The sequence below is a fragment of the Cryobacterium sp. AP27 genome, assembly GCF_056680495.1.
On the sequence record NZ_CM155285.1, the window covers coordinates 153,777 to 171,800 of the forward strand.

General features: G+C 59.7%; 8 protein-coding genes and 10 pseudogenes. 8 read left to right on the top strand and 10 right to left on the bottom strand.

Features of this window, described 5'->3' with window-relative positions; genetic code table 11:
- Positions 1–229: 229 nt before the first annotated feature.
- Positions 230–1,191, bottom strand: a pseudogene (locus AC1MB9_RS00720) (transposase).
- Entirely contained in the window at positions 1,191–2,195 is a 1,005-nt protein-coding gene (locus tag AC1MB9_RS00725; protein ID WP_479963152.1) for an IS481 family transposase, read from the bottom strand. Before AC1MB9_RS00725 ends, AC1MB9_RS00720 begins: the two are co-directional and overlap by 1 nt.
- Positions 2,196–2,691: 496 nt before the next feature.
- Here AC1MB9_RS00725 and AC1MB9_RS00730 point away from each other — a divergent pair, with 496 nt between their 5' ends.
- From AC1MB9_RS00730 to AC1MB9_RS00740, 3 genes and pseudogenes are all read left to right on the top strand, one after another.
- Positions 2,692–3,084, top strand: a complete 393-nt coding sequence (locus AC1MB9_RS00730) for a hypothetical protein (RefSeq protein ID WP_479963153.1) — start codon at positions 2,692–2,694, stop codon at positions 3,082–3,084.
- Positions 3,012–3,503, top strand: a complete 492-nt coding sequence (locus tag AC1MB9_RS00735) for an ExeA family protein (RefSeq protein ID WP_479963154.1) — start codon at positions 3,012–3,014, stop codon at positions 3,501–3,503. Before AC1MB9_RS00730 ends, AC1MB9_RS00735 begins: the two co-directional genes overlap by 73 nt.
- A 268-nt stretch (positions 3,504–3,771) precedes the next feature.
- A pseudogene (locus tag AC1MB9_RS00740) lies at positions 3,772–3,890 on the top strand (EF-Tu C-terminal domain-related protein); the annotation flags it as partial.
- Between the two features lie 45 nt (positions 3,891–3,935).
- Here AC1MB9_RS00740 and AC1MB9_RS00745 read toward each other — a convergent pair.
- The 3 genes and pseudogenes from AC1MB9_RS00745 to AC1MB9_RS00755 all read right to left on the bottom strand — a co-directional run.
- Positions 3,936–4,124, bottom strand: a pseudogene (locus AC1MB9_RS00745) (helix-turn-helix domain-containing protein); the annotation flags it as partial.
- A gap of 428 nt (positions 4,125–4,552) precedes the next feature.
- The gene (glf, locus tag AC1MB9_RS00750; protein ID WP_479963155.1) at positions 4,553–5,689 is read right to left on the bottom strand and encodes a UDP-galactopyranose mutase; all 1,137 of its coding nucleotides are present in this window, start codon (positions 5,687–5,689) and stop codon (positions 4,553–4,555) included.
- Positions 5,690–5,748: 59 nt separating this feature from the next.
- Complete coding sequence (locus AC1MB9_RS00755; protein ID WP_479963156.1) at positions 5,749–6,540, bottom strand: DUF4422 domain-containing protein; 792 nt, start codon at positions 6,538–6,540, stop codon at positions 5,749–5,751.
- Between the two features lie 752 nt (positions 6,541–7,292).
- Between AC1MB9_RS00755 and AC1MB9_RS00760 the strand changes: the two genes are divergently transcribed.
- On the top strand, positions 7,293–8,345 hold the full coding sequence (locus AC1MB9_RS00760) for a hypothetical protein (protein WP_479963157.1): 1,053 nt from the start codon (positions 7,293–7,295) through the stop codon (positions 8,343–8,345).
- 662 nt (positions 8,346–9,007) lie between these two features.
- Positions 9,008–9,901, top strand: coding sequence for an O-antigen ligase family protein (locus AC1MB9_RS00765; RefSeq protein WP_479963158.1), 894 nt, complete (start codon positions 9,008–9,010; stop codon positions 9,899–9,901).
- 18 nt (positions 9,902–9,919) lie between these two features.
- Here the strand turns inward: AC1MB9_RS00765 and AC1MB9_RS00770 are convergent.
- Both AC1MB9_RS00770 and AC1MB9_RS00775 read right to left on the bottom strand, forming a co-directional pair.
- Positions 9,920–10,881 (bottom strand): annotated as a pseudogene (locus AC1MB9_RS00770) (transposase).
- A gap of 328 nt (positions 10,882–11,209) precedes the next feature.
- Positions 11,210–11,518, bottom strand: a pseudogene (locus AC1MB9_RS00775) (ATP-binding protein); the annotation flags it as partial.
- A 68-nt stretch (positions 11,519–11,586) separates the two neighbouring features.
- Between AC1MB9_RS00775 and AC1MB9_RS00780 the strand changes: the two are divergent.
- Positions 11,587–12,838: pseudogene (locus AC1MB9_RS00780) on the top strand (IS3 family transposase); the annotation flags it as partial.
- 54 nt (positions 12,839–12,892) lie between these two features.
- On the opposite strand, the pseudogene AC1MB9_RS00785 reads toward AC1MB9_RS00780, so the two are convergent.
- Both AC1MB9_RS00785 and AC1MB9_RS00790 read right to left on the bottom strand, forming a co-directional pair.
- Positions 12,893–13,363, bottom strand: a pseudogene (locus AC1MB9_RS00785) (transposase); the annotation flags it as partial.
- Between the two features lie 83 nt (positions 13,364–13,446).
- Positions 13,447–14,907 carry a lipopolysaccharide biosynthesis protein gene (locus AC1MB9_RS00790; RefSeq protein WP_479963159.1) on the bottom strand — a complete coding sequence of 487 codons (1,461 nt, stop codon included), beginning with the start codon at positions 14,905–14,907 and terminating at the stop codon, positions 13,447–13,449.
- Positions 14,908–15,480: 573 nt separating this feature from the next.
- Between AC1MB9_RS00790 and AC1MB9_RS00795 the strand changes: the two are divergent.
- Positions 15,481–15,930, top strand: a pseudogene (locus AC1MB9_RS00795) (integrase core domain-containing protein); the annotation flags it as partial.
- Positions 15,931–16,011: 81 nt separating this feature from the next.
- Here the strand turns inward: AC1MB9_RS00795 and AC1MB9_RS00800 are convergent.
- Positions 16,012–16,973, bottom strand: a pseudogene (locus tag AC1MB9_RS00800) (transposase).
- Between the two features lie 601 nt (positions 16,974–17,574).
- Between AC1MB9_RS00800 and AC1MB9_RS00805 the strand changes: the two are divergent.
- Positions 17,575–17,955: pseudogene (locus AC1MB9_RS00805) on the top strand (IS110 family transposase); the annotation flags it as partial.
- Positions 17,956–18,024: the final 69 nt, after the last annotated feature.

The following is an 18,024-nucleotide window of genomic DNA, read 5'->3' on the forward strand; positions in this document are numbered from 1 at the left end:
TCTCAACCCTACGGCACTCGGGTCTAACTCCACTCTGCGGGTACTGGCGCTTGGATATGCCACTGCCTTCCGAGATTCCCTGGTTGGCATGGCCCATCGTGTCAGGTTGGGTGAGGCCAGCTCAGAGCAAGGCCGCTGTTGATGTAGGGCGAGAGCGGAAGTCCCCGATCCTGTCCAGCCCATCGTTGATCGACGGGGTGTGCCTCGTTAACAGTGTTTCCGGCGTTTTTCATGAGTAGGATTCTGCGTTCGGCCAGCGGTCACGGAAGGTGATGGCGAACGCGTTCAGAGCTGGCTTCCACCTCATCGTCCATCGCATTCGGCCGACTCCGGTGGGGTCGAGACTGCGAGTGACCAGATACAAGCATTTTAGGGCCGCCTGCTCGGTGGGGAAATGTCCTCGAGCACGCACGGCCCGCCGGTACCGGGCGTTCAGCGACTCGATCGCATTCGTGGAGCAGATCACCTGGCGAATCTCGGGGTCGTAGGACAGGAACGGGGTGAACTCTTCCCACGCGGATTCCCACAACCGGATGATCGCACCGTATTTCTTGCCCCAGGTCTCAGTCAACTCGTCCAGAGCTGCCCGTGCGGCGTCGACGGTCAGCGCGGTATAGATCGGTTTCACCGCTCGTTTCATCGCATCCCAATCGTAGACGCCGTCCAGCGGGCGGGACTGCCACGTTTGCATCTCCTCGATCACCTTGTCCGTGATGCGGGAGATGGTCTCTTTCGATACCTGCGCGCGGAGATCTGGTTGAAGTGCGCGCTGATCTCCCCGGTGGTGAGGCCGCGGGCATACAACGACAGCACGATCTCATCGACCCCGGTCAGCCGGCGTTGTCGTTTCGGCACGATGGCCGGAGTGAACGTGGCGTCCCGGTCACGAGGCACCTGAATGGTCACGGGCCCCGTCGTGGGACTGACCACCGTTTTGGACCTCGTCCCGTTGCGCACGTTGGAGTCGTCGCGCTCGTCCGGGGCACGGTTCTTCTCATGGCCGAGGTGATCGGTCATTTCCTCGTTCAGCGCTGCCTCGAGAAACGTTTTGGTGAACTGGCCCGCCAGACCGTCAGGACCGTCCAGAGCCAGGCCCTGCTCCTTAGCCAGGCGCACCCATTCCTTCGCAGCCACCGACTCACGGGTGGGCTCAGATTTCGTCTTCTTCGTCACAGCATCAAGTGTCGTCATCACGGCACCCTTCCCGCCAGACCTATGTCCAGCGCGTCAGGCCGGAAACACCGCTTAAGAGACAGTTCCGACTTGCCGCCGATACCGGTATGGGGTCTGTGGTGATTGTAGCTATGAATCCAATCTTGGTAAGTGGTCGCGCGGGCTTGGTCTGACGCGTAGTGGTGGGCGTAGGCCCATTCGAAGGCGAGGGTGCGGTGGAAGCGTTCGATTTTCCCGTTTGTCTGCGGCCGGTAGGGCCGGGTGAACTTGTGCTTGATGTCGCCGAGGGCCGTGTTGAAGACGCCGGAGCGGTAGCAGGATCCGTGGTCGCTGAGCACGCGCAGCACCGTGACGCCCAGCGAGAGGTAATACGCGTTCGCGCGCTCCCAGAACCCGGCTGCGGTGGCGCCCTTCTCGTCGGTCAGGATCTCTGAATACACCACGCGGGAGTGGTCATCGATCGCTGAGTGCAGGAACGAATAACCGGTCGGCGAGGACTTCTTCTTGTTCTTCTTGCCGGCTGTGCCCAGGGTGCGCCAGCCGCCACCGTCGGGGATGCAGCCGAGTTTCTTCACGTCCACATGCACCAGGTCGCCCGGGTTAGCGTGTTCGTAGCGGACGGCGTGGGGCTTGCGCACCGCCAGCCCGGTGTTCAGATCCACATTCCCCAGCAGCGGCATCCGGTACCGGTTGAGGACCTTCGACACCGTCGACTGCGGTAAGTGCAGGTGGTAGCCGATCCGGTGCGGTCCCCACCTCCGGGTGAAGCGCAGCGCGACAATCCGCCGCTCCGTGCGCCTGGCCGTCTGGGCCGGCGAACGGTGCGGTTTGGACGAGCGATCGGCCAAGCCCGACACACCGCCCGCCCGGTAACGGCGCACCCATTTGGACACCGTGGCCCGGGAGACCTGGAAGCGCTCGGCCACACGGGCCTGCACCCACCCGTCCTCGACGAGCAGTTCAACGAGTTTGCGGCGCCCCGCCGGTGTCAGGGGCGCATTGAGGTGAGTAACGTAAGACATGAGGGCGTCCGTGGCATCGAATGAGCGTCGTAACCCATATCGATACCGGAGGTCCTCACCTTTTCAGCTCACGCCACGCACACAACCTCCGTGGGAAGAACACCTAGCCGGGTCAGTCCCGATCGGGCAGCCGTCGAACGCCTCTACTTCTCCGAAGCCTCGATGCTTGAGCCGAACACCATGAACAACCCCGTCGACGACATCGACACGGCGGCGATCCTCCGAACTCGCCACGGCCTCTCCGCCGGGAACGGCGTCCCGGCGGGCATCGCGGTGCTGGCCGAAATCCGACGACACATGCACAAGAAAGCCGCCAACGCGGCCGCCGACAGCGCCGAGACCGGCGCCAAGAACGCCGCGTCCGGCATCGACTACCTGCGCCTGGTCGAGACCGCCACAAAGGCACCATGGTTGGGGAACCAATCAGTTTCGACAAAGCGTCCACCACAACCCGGCCCGCGGTCGTCTTCATGCCGACCGTTACGGAGGCCGCCCAATGAGTATCGACACCCTGCAATCGCACTACGGTTTCACTCGCATGCGTTCGCCCGCGATATTTCCGCCGCAAGGGCTGCACCCGCACCCGTCGCATCGGGAAGCAATCGCGCGCATCGATTGGTGCGTCAGCCAACGCCAACTCGGAGTGATGAGCGGCGAAGTCGCCGCAGGGAAAGCTGTCGCCGTCCGCGCCGCCCTCGCCCAGCTCGAGCCCTCACGGCACCCAATCATCTACATCCCCGACCCGATGATCACGATGCGCGGAATCCACACCCGCATCGTCACCGCGCTCGGCGGAACCCGGCGTTCGTCTCCGGCGTGCTCGCCTCGCAAGCCGCGACGCTGCTCGCCGGGGAACTCGACGAACGAGCCCGACTGCCCGTGGTCGTGATCGATGAGGCGCACCTGCTCACCAACACCGACCTCGAATCACTCCGCCTCCTCACCAACGCCGATATGGACACCGGCTCGCACTTCGCGATGCTCCTCATCGGCCAGCCCACCCTGCGCCGACGGCTGAAACTTGCCGTTCTCTCGGCGTTGGATCAACGCCTCTCCACCCGCTACACAATCACCGGCGTGGATGCCGGCGACACGACCGATTACATCCGGCAGCACCTCAAGTTTGCCGGCCGGTCCGACCCGCTCTTCTCGGACGATGCGATCCACGCTATCCACCTCACCTCGCGCGGCTATCCGCGGGCGGTGAACAACCTCGCACTCGCGGCGCTCATCGCGATCTACACTGCTGACAAGGCCATCGTCGACCTGGCCGCCGCGCAATCGGCGATCACCGAAAACAGCGAATAGGTTCGCGTCACCGCTGACGACCGCCACGTCACCATCCGGATAAAAGCCCCGCCGGAATCCTCCGGCGGGGCTTTTCTACACCCGGACATCGTCACCAAAGATGACGCCGCCATCGTCAGATAACGCGACGGACAACACATAGTAGAAACACGAATAGTGGCCCTGTTTTCAATCGGCATTAGTGGCCCTGTTTTAGGTCGGCGTTTACCTCCTGCGTGAGATTGAGGTCGCAACTACGGGCGCGATGTGTGCTCGTGTGCTCAGTGCGGGTTCGATTACGCCGCACACCGACTTCGAGGGCACCGCGTAATCCTCAGCAAGAACGAGGGTGGACGTCACAACCCGTTCTACGCGAACTACCGCCCGCAGTTCTACATCCTCACCACGGGCTCCAAAACGGCCGCTTCGCGCTCTGGTCAGGGACGGCTTCGCGTGCGGCCGCGACGGCCGGTCACGGAAACCTGCCTCGCCCTCGGCACGATAGCGGCGCACCCACCCATAGGCGCACTGCCGGGAGATGCCGAGTTCCTTGGCGCCGTGCGCCCCCGGTCGACCACCGAGAACCCTTTCGACCAGCAGGGCCCTTCCGCGATCGTTCAACCTGGCATTCATGTGTGACATGAGGACCTCCGTCTTGAAGTGAGACGTTGAACATCTCCGCTAAGCACCGGAGGTCCTCCTTTTTCAAGGCCTCACGTCACCAGCGTCGAACGGGCCCACACAGCCAACCGCGCACTCTCACTCTCACCCCGCTCAATAGACCTTAGCGGGAGCGACCGCGAAATGGATGGCCCTTTAGTTGAAAGTGTAATGTGAACGGTGCGGACAACCTCAAGTTCTGGCCGCAGACAATGGTGTGGAGCGCGAACGCGCCCCGCTGTTGGCAGGACCGAAGCTACTCATGCCACGGTCATCGCCTGAGAAGCAACACGACGTCGTGCAGTAATATCAGCGCGGAATGTGGACCCTCCCGGCTCTATGCGCGAGAAGAATGCACTTGAGAGAACGGTAGGTGTACTTGCAGTATCCACTCATGTTCTGCGACCGGTTCACGAAAGCTCATTCTGCCAAGCAGAGAGAGCTGAACCGATGGCCATGTGCATGTCCAAATACTGGTAGGTGCCGAGACGCCCGCCGAAAAATACGCTGGGCTCTCCCTTCATGAGTTCACGGTAGGCGAGTAGTCGAGTGCGGTCGGAAGGCGTATTAATCGGGTAGTACGGTTCATCCTCTCGGCCTGCGGACCTCGAAAACTCCCTCATGATGACCGTCTTGTCAGGCGGGTAGACATCTTCTCGCTCGGGGTGAAAGTGCCGAAACTCGTGAATTCGAGTGAAAGGCACTGATGAATCAGCATAGTTCATCACGGCCGTGCCCTGAAAGTCTCCAATGTCGAGCACTTCCTGCTCGAAGTCGAGGGTCCTCCAGGAGAGTTCGCCTTCATGATAGTCGAAGTACCGGTCGACAGGACCGGTGTACACGATGGGTACACGCCCTACGGTTTCGCTCTTGTTAAGTGGTTGAGATTCGTCGAAGAAATCTGTCGATAAGCGAACATCGATCCGCGGGTGGTCGGCCATCCGTTCCAGCCAGGCGGTATAGCCATCCAGCGGCAAGCCTTCCCACTTGTCGCTGAAATAGCGACTGTCGTACGTATACCGAACCGGGAGCCGGCTGATGATTGCCGCAGGCAGCTCGATCGGGCTGGTCTGCCACTGCTTCGCGGTGTAGTCCCTGATGAAGGCTTCATACAGCGGTCGCCCGACGAGCCCAATGGCCCGCTCTTCGAGGTTGTCAGCAGTCGTCGCATCGAACTCCTCAGCCTGTCGACGGATAAGCGTACGTGCCTCTGAGGGGCTGTACGCGGCTGCGAAGAACTGATTGATCGTCCCAAGGTTGATCGGCAGCGGATAGATGACACCTTGGTGATTGGTATGCACCCGATGTTTATATCCATTGAACTGCGTAAACCTGTTCGCGTAGTCCCAGACTGTGCGGTTCGAGGTGTGGAAAAGGTGAGCACCGTATTGGTGTACTTCGATACCAGTGTCAGGGTCAGGTGCGCTATAGGCGTTTCCGCCAATGTGCGGCCGCCGGTCGATGACGACGACGTCACGGCCCGCAGAAGCCGCGCGTTCTGCAATCGTCAATCCAAAGAACCCTGCGCCGACGATAAGTAGATCCATTGCGAATAGTGCCTTTGTGTTGATCGCGTCGACATTCAACTAGTCGCGCGAAACGAATATCAGTGTGAGCGCGTCGAGAACTTCCGTTGAAGGATACCGATCCCCTTCTTGATCTTCGGCTCGCCCTCTGTATTCACTATGTGCCTCGTACCGACCCTCAAACGAGAACGATTCGCCTCTACCCACACGTTGAGCAGTCTTTCTGCAAGGTACCCGAAGGTGCGCTGCTGATAGTCCGAACGTCCAGAGACATCGATGAGCTCCTCGGTCTCTGCCAAGACCTCGAAGAGCCATTCCGCGTAAGCGTCAAAGTCTTCACGCCTCATGAGAAACATATTATATAGCGACATGCGCCGCCCCGACATCACGCGATCGAACGACGGTAGCTCAGCGGGATGATGATTGGATATGACCAAACGCAATACATCAAGATCTTCACCGTGATGCCCGTTTCTGTAATGGGAATCGATTGTTTCGATGTAGTAGTTGCGGGGAAATCCGAGGATGACATCGAACTCGGCCATCAGCTGCGAAGCCTCACCACCCGAAAGGATTTTCGATCCGTTGGGGCCATCTCCTGCCCCGACGAAATAGCGACGATAGTGGCTAAGGCCGACGACCTGTGCATCACTATTCTTCCAAGCCCAGTACAGCCCGGTCAGCTCGCAATACGACCGATTGCGGTCCGAAATGTTCTCGCCCTCGTCATCCGGCTGGTAGCCGAAGTCACTCCGCGCGAGCGTATGGCCGACGTGGACGGGGAGATAGAAGTCGTCTTTCGGCATCTCCGCAGGCTTGTGCGTGGCAACAATCATGCGCGCACCCCCGTGAAGGTTCATAATGTCACTCATCCGTCTTTTCCGTTCGGCGTGAATATTCAGGGCGGGGAGGTGCGGGCTCGCACGCTTCAGCTTGATGATCTGCTCGCCGAGAGAATTCCCACGGCGCGGTTATCGAACGCTATAAGCAACCGGTGCAGGTGATCGGGAGTGTCCAACCTCGAACGATTCTCAGAAATATTGTGCACGCGAGTTTTTCGGTGGCCGGCTCTGCGGCTTGCGTACCTCTCGTCGTAGATCTAAATCGCCACGTGTGGGTGTTGTTTTGGCGCTGTCGCATCACGACCCACGGCTGTAAGCATTTGAGCTGAGAATAACTCGAGGCAAAATCCGGTTGGAAAAGTAATCTCTCAAGTCTTGCGCACAGTCGAATCGTCAGGTGCGATTGCCCCCGGCGTGGAAGGCTTCCGCTCTGGTTCGTTCAACTACGATGATCATCCCATCTACTCTAGCTTGCATTCGCTGCCTGAACCGTCCCTGATTCCTGCCGCTTGCTTTCTGGTGAAAGGATTCGGTTGTGCCGAAAAAACACGCAGCAGAGGTTCGTGACCGGGTGTCGCTTGCCATGAATATGGGGCCACCATAGGCGGTTTTCCGCCGCGTTGCGCACCTGGGTGAAAGCGTGGAACGAAAACCCGAAGACCTTATATTTGGGCCAAATCCGCAGAACACATCCCGGAATCCCTCCCACGACTTCTCCAACGAACTTCCGACGTAGGACACTAGCTACGCTCAAACGTTGCCGGAGCGATATGCTCAAGGAGATGGCAACTCCTCGAATCCTAATATGTGCCGATGTCCGTGAGGAACTCGAAGAGCTACTAACCGTCGTCGCGCGGCTCGGTGATCCATTGAAGGTCATGATCGTCGTACCGTCGACTATCGGAGACTTTGATACATGCGGAGTCGAGTTCGCTAGAGTCACGGTCCCGCACGCAGGCTATGGTGACTTACACGCCAAAGTGCGTGCGCTCGTCCAGTTTGTTAATCTCGCCCGCCAGTTCCGCCCTCATGTAATCTTGTCGGGCTTCTCGATGTTTAAACATCGACTCGTGAGGCGGATATCGAATGCCACCCACATCGCATATTTTCGAGGATTATTGTTCGACCCGACGGTTCGTTCTGGATTCTCGGACGCACTTGCGGCCATGCCGATTGTTGGGACGCTTCTCGGGTCACTTGCAAATACATACTCTGCCGACGTTCTATGGACGGTCGGTGATCTAAATCGACACTTCCTGGTAGCTCGTGGTGCACTGCAAGAATCCATTCTCATGGTTGGGCCGATATGGCTCGCGGAGAAACCACTGCTGCTGCACGGCTCTGGCAGAACGATCCTTCTGACGTCCGCACTCTCCGCTCACGGCCACGAAGAGGCGCATCGCGTTCAGGTTAATGCCATCGCAACAGCGATAGCGGTCGATTCTTCAGAGGCGATTATTTTGCGGGTCCACCCACGCGACACATACCCATACGACACGGACCCACGATTCGTAAACGTTACAATTGACCATGCGACACCGAGTGATTTCCTGCGTTGCCTAAGGGCGCAGGATCACATATACGCGCCGAGGTCAACCTTCGCATTCGAGGCGCAATATCTTGGCGTTGGGGTCAGTCTCTATCGCCTGCCTGGTGTGTCGGTCGGTCGCGAGTTGTCGTGGTTGTCCGAGGAACCTCTCGACGGGGCGCTTCTCGCTCGTTCATCGCAAGAGGCCGAGTTGTCGTCAATGGTCTTCTCACCAATAGACATTCCCCGTGCGGTCGAATCGCTCCGACTTGCTATCTCAAGACATCCGGCGATGGGTGGTGTGTAATGCTAGGCGATTGGATTAGGCGTTGGTCAATCTCGTCAAATAGCGGCAGTCATCTCGTGCGCATCGAACCATCAATCAACGCCCACGGAGAGTTTCGGTATAGTCTGCACGGTAGACTCCATGGGACTTGGCGACGAAGCCGACACGGAAATGATTTTCCTGTCGTGCACGTCGGTGCACTGGCGTGCTCTCAGCGCGTCTCCCAGAAACTTGCGCGGAGATGAGAGATACCCAGCGCATGAGATGCCAAGCCGCTGTTCGAGGTCACGTGTCTGCTCGCAGATCTAACCGTACAACTTCTACTCGAGAGATGATTGACGAAAGCTATGCACCGCATGCGCAAGAGCACCCGAAGGTGTAACGATGCCGCTACCGTGTGGAGACTTTTCCTTCTAGGCATCGCGATTCTGGCAACTGCGGGTGTTGGAGCTGGCTGGCTTCACGGATACTTTGAACTGCGGGTCCTTGCAGCCAGCTTGAGCGTCGTGCTTGCGATAAGCCTGATTAGGCCACTAGCGCAGCTAATGTTGCGAAATTTCCTTGTTGTCGCCTTCGTTGTGTGGAGTGCACTGACTCTGTTTTGGACATCAAACACGATCGAATCCACGACAACACTGGCGGGTATGTGCACGATTGTTCTTCTCTCGTGCTCAATGGTAATAATGGACCGCCAGATCGACATAAAACGGCTTCTCATGTGGCTGTTCACCGGTACGTCAACCGTGTCTATCATTCTAATATTTGTGGTCCCGGCGATAAGCACGATAGTTGTCGATCATCCGACAGAGGGTAGGCTAATACAGCCGATAGGGGTTTTCATATGGAATAGCGACTTCGGCTTTTCAGCAGGCATCGGCGCGCTTATCGCATTCTCGCGGTTCCTGACGGCGAATAGATGGTGGCACTTTGCTATGGCCGCGATCAACGTGACAGCAGTCGTCATCTCGAATTCTGTCGCCTCATTAGTCGTATTGGGTATTGGGCTCGTCTGGTTACTGCTTGTCCACCGACTCAAACTTACGTTGGCTTTCGCGGGCGCGAGCTTCTGCGTTACTGCAGTTGCGGGGATATTCGTTGGGTACTCGAACCTCGTGGACCGAGCCTTTGCCGTTGTCGGAAGATCCTCAACTCTCACTGGGCGCACGGATCTTTGGGCATCGACATTCGCTCAGGCTGCAAGCTCACCAGTCTTGGGCGCGGGAATTGGGGTGGAACCCGACTTCTCTGGCATGAGTTCGGCGAATCATTCGCACAACGGATTTATACAGATCTATTTCGACCGCGGGATTGTCGGCCTGATCCTGATCGTATTGGTGGTCGCGTTGGCCGTCACCATGAGTGTCAACACGAAGGACTGGATTGGAGTCGGGATTGTTCTTTTGATCACGACCGCTAACCTTGTGAACAATTACATGTCGTATGCGTCACTTGGTATGTTGCTTCTTTTTTGGATGAGTTATTCTAATCCATTTTCGCCTGCACGATCATGGGGCCGTCTGCCGTGGACGCGCGGCCTAAGCCTCGATCCACCGGCTGACCGGGGTGTGTCTCGTTAAGGGTGTTTCCGGCGTTTTTCATGAGTAGGATTCTGCGTTCGGCCAGCGGTCACGGAAGGTGATGGCGAACGCGTTCAGAGCTGGCTTCCACCTCATCGTCCATCGCATTCGGCCGACTCCGGTGGGGTCGAGACTGCGAGTGACCAGATACAAGCATTTTAGGGCCGCCTGCTCGGTGGGGAAATGTCCTCGAGCACGCACGGCCCGCCGGTACCGGGCGTTCAGCGACTCGATCGCATTCGTGGAGCAGATCACCTGGCGAATCTCGGGGTCGTAGGACAGGAACGGGGTGAACTCTTCCCACGCGGATTCCCACAACCGGATGATCGCACCGTATTTCTTGCCCCAGGTCTCAGTCAACTCGTCCAGAGCTGCCCGTGCGGCGTCGACGGTCAGCGCGGTATAGATCGGTTTCACCGCTCGTTTCATCGCATCCCAACCGTAGACGCCGTCCAGCGGGCGGGACTGCCACGTTTGCATCTCCTCGATCACCTTGTCCGTGATGCGGGAGATGGTCTCTTTCGATACCTGCGCGCGGAGATCTGGTTGAAGTGCGCGCTGATCTCCCCGGTGGTGAGGCCGCGGGCATACAACGACAGCACGATCTCATCCACCCCGGTCAGCCGGCGATGTCGTTTCGGCACGATGGCCGGAGTGAACGTGCCGTCCCGGTCACGAGGCACCTGAATGGTCACGGGCCCCGTCGTGGGACTGACCACCGTTTTGGACCTCGTCCCGTTGCGCACGTTGGAGTCGTCGCGCTCGTCCGGGGCACGGTTCTTCTCATGGCCGAGGTGATCGGTCATTTCCTCGTTCAGCGCTGCCTCGAGAAACGTTTTGGTGAACTGGCCCGGCAGACCGTCAGGACCGTCCAGAGCCAGGCCCTGCTCCTTAGCCAGGCGCACCCATTCCTTCGCAGCCACCGCCTCACGGGTCGGCTCAGATTTCGTCTTCTTCGTCACAGCATCAAGTGTCGTCATCACGGCACCCTTCCCGCCAGACCTATGTCCAGCGCGTCAGGCCGGAAACACCGTTTAAGAGACAGTCCCCGCCTACGTCCTCAAGCGCCTCGCCGAGGGCCGCACGAAAAGGGAGATCATGCGCTGCCTGAAGCGCTACATCACGAGGCAGATCCACCGATGAATATTGGCTTCGATGGGCACCACCTGTGGTGCCTGTCAATGGCCAATCCGAACTGCCCATGGGCGGCCAGTAGAAATGCCCGCTGGTGGCCATGAAAACTGCCCAGTCATGGCCAACAGATCTGCCCACCAGGGGTTGGTGGCGTTGGCCATGTGTGGGAGCGGGTTAGGTCATCGGGGTGACGCCCTTCCCGGCGAGGGCCTCGGTGAGGCGGATCGATTCGCCTGTGGTTTGGCAAACGTGGGCGTGATGTAGCAGCCGGTCAACGGTCGCGGTCGCGAGGGTTTTGGGCATGAGCTCGTCGAACCCGGCGGGGTGCAAATTTGAGCTGACCGCGATGGACCGTTTTTCATAGGCAGCGTCGACGAGGCGATAGAGCCCTTCGGCGGCGTCCGTGCCGACGGGGAGCAGGCCGATGTCATCGACCACGATCAAGTCGGCGCGGAGGATGCGGGTGACGACTCGGGTGACGCTGTCGTCGGATCGGTGGGTGAACCGTCCCTGATTTCCGGCCGCTTTCTTTCTAGTGAAAGGATTCGGTTATGCCCAAGAAATACCCAGATGAGGTTCGCGAGCGAGCGGTTCGTATGACGCTTGATCGTGTGAAGGATTACCCGTCGATGTGGGCCGCGTGCCGCGACCTCGCACCTAAGCTCAATGTCGGCCCGGAGACGTTGCGGAAGTGGGTCAGGCAGGCGCAATCCGACGCCGGAGAACGGACCGGCCCAACGAGCGAAGAGCTCGAGGAGATCAAGCGCCTCAAGCGCGAAGACCGGGACCTGCGGGAAACCAACGAGATCCTGAAAGCAGCGGCGTCTTTCTTCGCGAGGGAGCTCGACCCTCGCAACCGTCCATAGTCGCATTCGTCGTTGAGATGAAGGCGAACGGCCATGGAGCCGAGCTGACGTGTGGCGTCCTGCGAGAGCAGGGCGTCGCGGTCACTTCCCGGTCGTATCGTGCATGGAAGATTCGCGCTGCCGCGGTTCGGACCCGCAGCGACGCTGTCCTCCTGGATCGGCTCAAAGCGTTGAAGGCGCGGGACGTGCAGGGCCGGCAACAGCCGGAGATTCTCTATGGCCGCCGGAAGATGACGGCCTGGCTGAGCCGCGGTGAGTTCGTCGGCGTGTCCAAGCACACCGTGGACCGGTTGATGCGCGACTGGAAGGCATGAACGGCCTCGTTCGCGGCCGTAAGCCGCGTAGCACCGTCACGACCGGGAAGGATTCGGCCCGCGCACCTGGCCTACTCAAACGCAATTTCAGCGCGCCCCACCCGAACCACAGCTGGGTGACGTACTTCACGTATGTGCCGACGTGGGGCGGGTTCGTCTATGTGGCCTTCGCGATCGACTTGTATTCTCGTGCGATCGTCGACTGGCATGCATCCACGGTCAAGGACACGCCGTTCGTTGAGGTGTGTTTGAAGATGGCGCTCTGGCGCCGAGACAACGCCGGACACACCGTCCAGCCCGGGCTTATCCATCACAGCGATGCCGGCTCGCAATGCACGTCCATTAGATTCACGGAGACCGTCGCGCTCGAGGGCCTGGTCGCATTCATCGGGACGGTGGGTGACGCGTATGACAATGCGGCCGCCGAGACCGTCATGGGCCTCTACAAGAACGAGGCCGTAGCGAAGAACTCACCCTTCATCACGGGCCCGTTGAAGACCCTCGCCGACGTCGAGAAACTCACCTTCGACTGGCTCGACTGGCAGAACAATCGGCGACTACACAGCGCTCTGGGGAACATGCCGCCAGCCGAATATGAGCTCAACTATTACGCTGGGACAAACGGCCCGATGAAAATCGAAGCCGCCAACAAAACGGCGGCAAGAAACCCGGGACGGTTCAACCACCCGGTCGGTGATCGTCGTTTTGGACACCTCGGCGCCATATACCTCGGCCAGGTGGGCGCTGATTTCACCGTGGGTGAGCCCGCGGGCCGACAGCGACAGGACCATCTCATCCACCCCGGACAGGCGCCGCTGGTGTTTGCGCACGATCTGCGGCTGAAACGAGCCGTCCCGGTCCCGCGGGACCTAGATGGCACCGGCCCGATATCGGTCAGGACCGACTTGGTTCGCGAGCCGTTGCGCGCGTTCGACGCCGCTTCGGCGCTCGTGCTTGTCATAGCCGAGGTGATCGGTGATCTCGCCCTCGAGCGCTGACTCCAGCACCAGTTTCGTCAACTGGCCGAGCAGCCCGGTCTCGCCCGTCAGGGCGACGCCCTGCTCACGGGCCCGGCCCACCAGCTGCTCCAGGAGGCGGCCATCAACCACGTCATCCGTTTTCACCGCCGCCACGGCTGCCACCTCCATCACGTCTGCACTTGCATCAAACATCTGAGTAACTCTATTCCGGATTTACACCAAATAATTTACAGTCCCGAACGGTATTGAGGCTAAGTAACGAAGGCGTTTCCGTGCGACGTCTCTAAATTTCGTATTGAGCGCGCTTCTTGAGCGCGCTTCTTGAGCGCGTACACGACTGATGCTGCGATGAGGGCCGCGACTGACGCGAATACACTGTTGAGGGGTTGAGGCGAGGTTAACGTCGCCTGGAAGGCGACTAGCGCCGAGATGCACAGCGGGATCAAAGCCCAGCGCACGTTCGCCATATTGTACGGACCGCGGGCGGCGAGAAACAACGCGAATATCGCTTGGAGGGCATAAAAGACCGGCCAAACTGCCCCGAAGGCGATGAGCACGCCCAGTGGGGTTGCGTTGAGCTGCATGGACACGTACATGCCCGCTAGTGCGAGGCTTGCCGAAAGCGGCGTAAGGAGTGCCAATGGCAGCGTGCGACCCGACAGAAATGTGAGATGAATGTTCGCAAGATAAAGTACGTGGAAGACGCTCGAAAACGCGATAATCATTGAGACTCGGGCGACAGTACTTCCCGTGATTAGTGGACCACCCACGACGCCGATCGCCATGGGCCCAATCACAGCGTAGCCACACATTAGAAGTAGCGCGCAAAGAGCAACGACGAAGGTGGAGTCTCCGAGCACTTGTCGGAGTCGCGTGTTCGGCGCGCTGTATATCAACGGTGCCCACGCGTTGTTCAAGGCATTCAAAACGGTCACGATGGAGGTACCCAGAAGCGCCGCAATTTGGACCCTACCCGCGACCGTTGGACCACTTGAGTGGATGACGATGGAGAGCGCAATTGTCAGGAGCAGCGGCACCGCTAGGGAGTGCGGGACCGTTGGTATTCCGATCCGCAAGGCGTCGAGAAGCTCTCGCAGATTGGTTGTTGGCCGCGCATGTCTAACGCAGATTGACAGAGAGGCTAGCGCTACCAGACCATACCCTAAGGCAAGGCCTTCGACGTAAAGTGCTGAACTCGCATCCAACGCACGTATCAGTGCGAGTCCGATAACAGGGGGAATGAATGCGGCTGCGGCTCCGATGAACACAAAAGTCCATACGCGTTCGGCCGCACGCATAAGCGCTTGCACGAGTGTGATGATAGCGAGCCCTGTCCCCGCGCAGATCGCGAAAGCCACGACAGAGGGGGGCGTTCCAGGGAAGACTCGACTGGTCCATAGTGGAGCCGAGACTATGAAGACCGCGCCGATGCAAACAGAAATCACGGAGCCCGCCACTGCGATACCGGAGGCAGTTGCGAAGCCACCTCCAGCGATGAGCGCATTGCGGGTGACGACGACGGGAAGGCCGAACGCCAGCAGGACCGAGCTGAACTGATAGACGCTAATGGCTACTGCGACTGACCCATACTCGTCTGCCGAGAGTATTCGAGTGACCAAAGGGGTAACGGCTACAAGCGTCAAGAGTGGTGCGACAGTGGCCAGCGTGTACAAACCACCAGCAGCGACGAGCCGACGAGCGGTACTAGTCATGGCGGAGAGTTATGCGACTTCTCGCCAATAGCGGCTCTGAGAGTGCCGGGATGACACGCAGTGGGATGTCCCTCAGCTCAGACACCGGATCAGCTCCAATTCAGCTCCATTCAGGGCAAATAAAACATACAGCCGCTGCACGCCGTTACAGATCTTCTTATACCAGCAACGGGGTGCGCTGCGTCAGTGCAGGTCATAGGTTTCCCTCAGCGCACCGACGAGGCATAGGTAGGGTTCACGTGGCGGTCCCGCCGGCCCCGGTGACGAGAATAACATATGCGCGGGGCCTCGCTTGTGCGCTGAACTAACCTTGCGATGGTGTGACCTGCCGCGGATATCTCGGACAGTCCCCGCGTGTCAGGATCGGGTGAGGCCAGCAGCTAAGAGCAGGTTCGCCGTGTCGCAGGGCGAGAACTAAGATCCGATTCACCATGTCCAGCCCATCGAGGAGCGTCGTGCGCGACGATAGTGCTATGAACAACAGCAACCCCGAGGGGCCGAGGTCGGGTGGTCCAACGCGGAGACGCTCGATCACGCCGGCTCAGAAACTTGCCCATCTTTCCGCTTACGAAGTCGCGATTGAAAAAAACTGTTGCCGCGCTGTTGTCAGATTTGGAGATCACCCGGTCGCACTCGAGGCCCCGCGTGAGCAACGATAATCCGTTCAGCGAGGGCCGCTTCAAGACCTTGAAATACGCTCCCGTATTTCCGGAACGCTTCGCCAACCTCGGCGACGCCCGCAGCTTCATGGCCGATTTCATCGAGACTTACAACCACAATCATCGACACACCGGCATCGGGTTGAACACCCCCGCCGATGCCCACTGCGGCGTCGCGGCCGCCACCGCCAAGGACCGCTCCGCAGTCCTACAGACCGCACGCGCAGCGAGCCCGCACAGGTTCTTCACCACCATCGATCCCAAGATCCTCGCTCTGCCGGGAACGACCTGGATCAACAAACCCTTGGAGACCACAAACGCTGAACAGAAGGAGCAACCAACCGATGTTGAACCAGCTGCCTAGGTGTTCTTCCCGTTGACGTTGTGAACGCGGTCGACGGGTGACTTGCCGAGTGTGTCTCGTTAAGGGTGTTTCCGGCGTTTTTCATGAGTAGGATTCTGCGTTCGGCCAGCGGTCACGGAAGGTGATGGCGAACGCGTTCAGAGCTGGCTTCCACCTCATCGTCCATCGCATTCGGCCGACTCCGGTGGGGTCGAGACTGCGAGTGACCAGATACAAGCATTTTAGGGCCGCCTGCTCGGTGGGGAAATGTCCTCGAGCACGCACGGCCCGCCGGTACCGGGCGTTCAGCGACTCGATCGCATTCGTGGAGCAGATCACCTGGCGAATCTCGGGGTCGTAGGACAGGAACGGGGTGAACTCTTCCCACGCGGATTCCCACAACCGGATGATCGCACCGTATTTCTTGCCCCAGGTCTCAGTCAACTCGTCCAGAGCTGCCCGTGCGGCGTCGACGGTCAGCGCGGTATAGATCGGTTTCACCGCTCGTTTCATCGCATCCCAATCGTAGACGCCGTCCAGCGGGCGGGACTGCCACGTTTGCATCTCCTCGATCACCTTGTCCGTGATGCGGGAGATGGTCTCTTTCGATACCTGCGCGCGGAGATCTGGTTGAAGTGCGCGCTGATCTCCCCGGTGGTGAGGCCGCGGGCATACAACGACAGCACGATCTCATCCACCCCGGTCAGCCGGCGATGTCGTTTCGGCACGATGGCCGGAGTGAACGTGCCGTCCCGGTCACGAGGCACCTGAATGGTCACGGGCCCCGTCGTGGGACTGACCACCGTTTTGGACCTCGTCCCGTTGCGCACGTTGGAGTCGTCGCGCTCGTCCGGGGCACGGTTCTTCTCATGGCCGAGGTGATCGGTCATTTCCTCGTTCAGCGCTGCCTCGAGAAACGTTTTGGTGAACTGGCCCGGCAGACCGTCAGGACCGTCCAGAGCCAGGCCCTGCTCCTTAGCCAGGCGCACCCATTCCTTCGCAGCCACCGACTCACGGGTGGGCTCAGATTTCGTCTTCTTCGTCACAGCATCAAGTGTCGTCATCACGGCACCCTTCCCGCCAGACCTATGTCCAGCGCGTCAGGCCGGAAACACCGCTTAAGAGACAGTCCCCGCCTACGTCCTCAAGCGCCTCGCCGAGGGCCGCACGAAAAGGGAGATCATGCGCTGCCTGAAGCGCTACATCACGAGGCAGATCCACCGAACCCTGACGGCCGCCGCATCAACGCAAACGCCTTGACAAACTGTGAGTATTGGATTGGATTGGATTGGATTGGATTGGATTGGATTGGATTGGATTGGATTGGATTGGATTGGATTGGATTGGATTGGATTGGATTGGATTGGCTGGTCCGGGACTGGCTGGCAGAGTTGGTGTTGGTCGCTCCGCCGTGGTTGTGACTCATGACAAAACTGGCCTCCTCGCGGGGTGCCTTGCCTATGAACTGTTCGGTCGCGGTGGGTGACCGACGCTGGCCCGGCCCACCTCACTGGCTTAATTAGAAGCATGCCCGACCCTGCGAGGTCGTGGCTCATCACAGGTATGCCCCGAAGTTATTCCTTCCGGACTGGCGCCGGTCTTCAGTGACCGGAACATCGCCCATCTCAAGGAAAGGAACCGGAACGCTGTGCGGCGACAGGTCAGCATCTCGGAACCGAGACCTTCCCGAATACCGCGGCTGGTCGCTCCCGCGCGATCTCTTGGGCCGGGCGCCGCTCGAGCGGTGACACCGATGCGCTCTGGGTGATCGAGGGAGCAGTCAGCTACGGTGCTCAGCTGGCTCGCAACGTAGCTGACGCTGGCTACCGCGTCGTCGAGGCCGCCCGCATGAGTGGTGGCCGGCGCGGCCTGGGTAAGCCCGACCCGCTCGACGCACGACGGATCGCCCCCGCTGTGCTGTCCCTGCCCACCGACCAACTCCGCACCCCTCGGCAGGATGACGGCGTACGCGCCGCGACACAGATCCTCCTCACCGCTCGTGACGAACTCGCTGGCGAACGGACTCGGGCCGTAAACGCACTCACCGCATTGCTACGTATCACCGACCTTGGCATCGACGCGCGTCGCCCGCTCGGCCAACGCAAGATCGCTGAG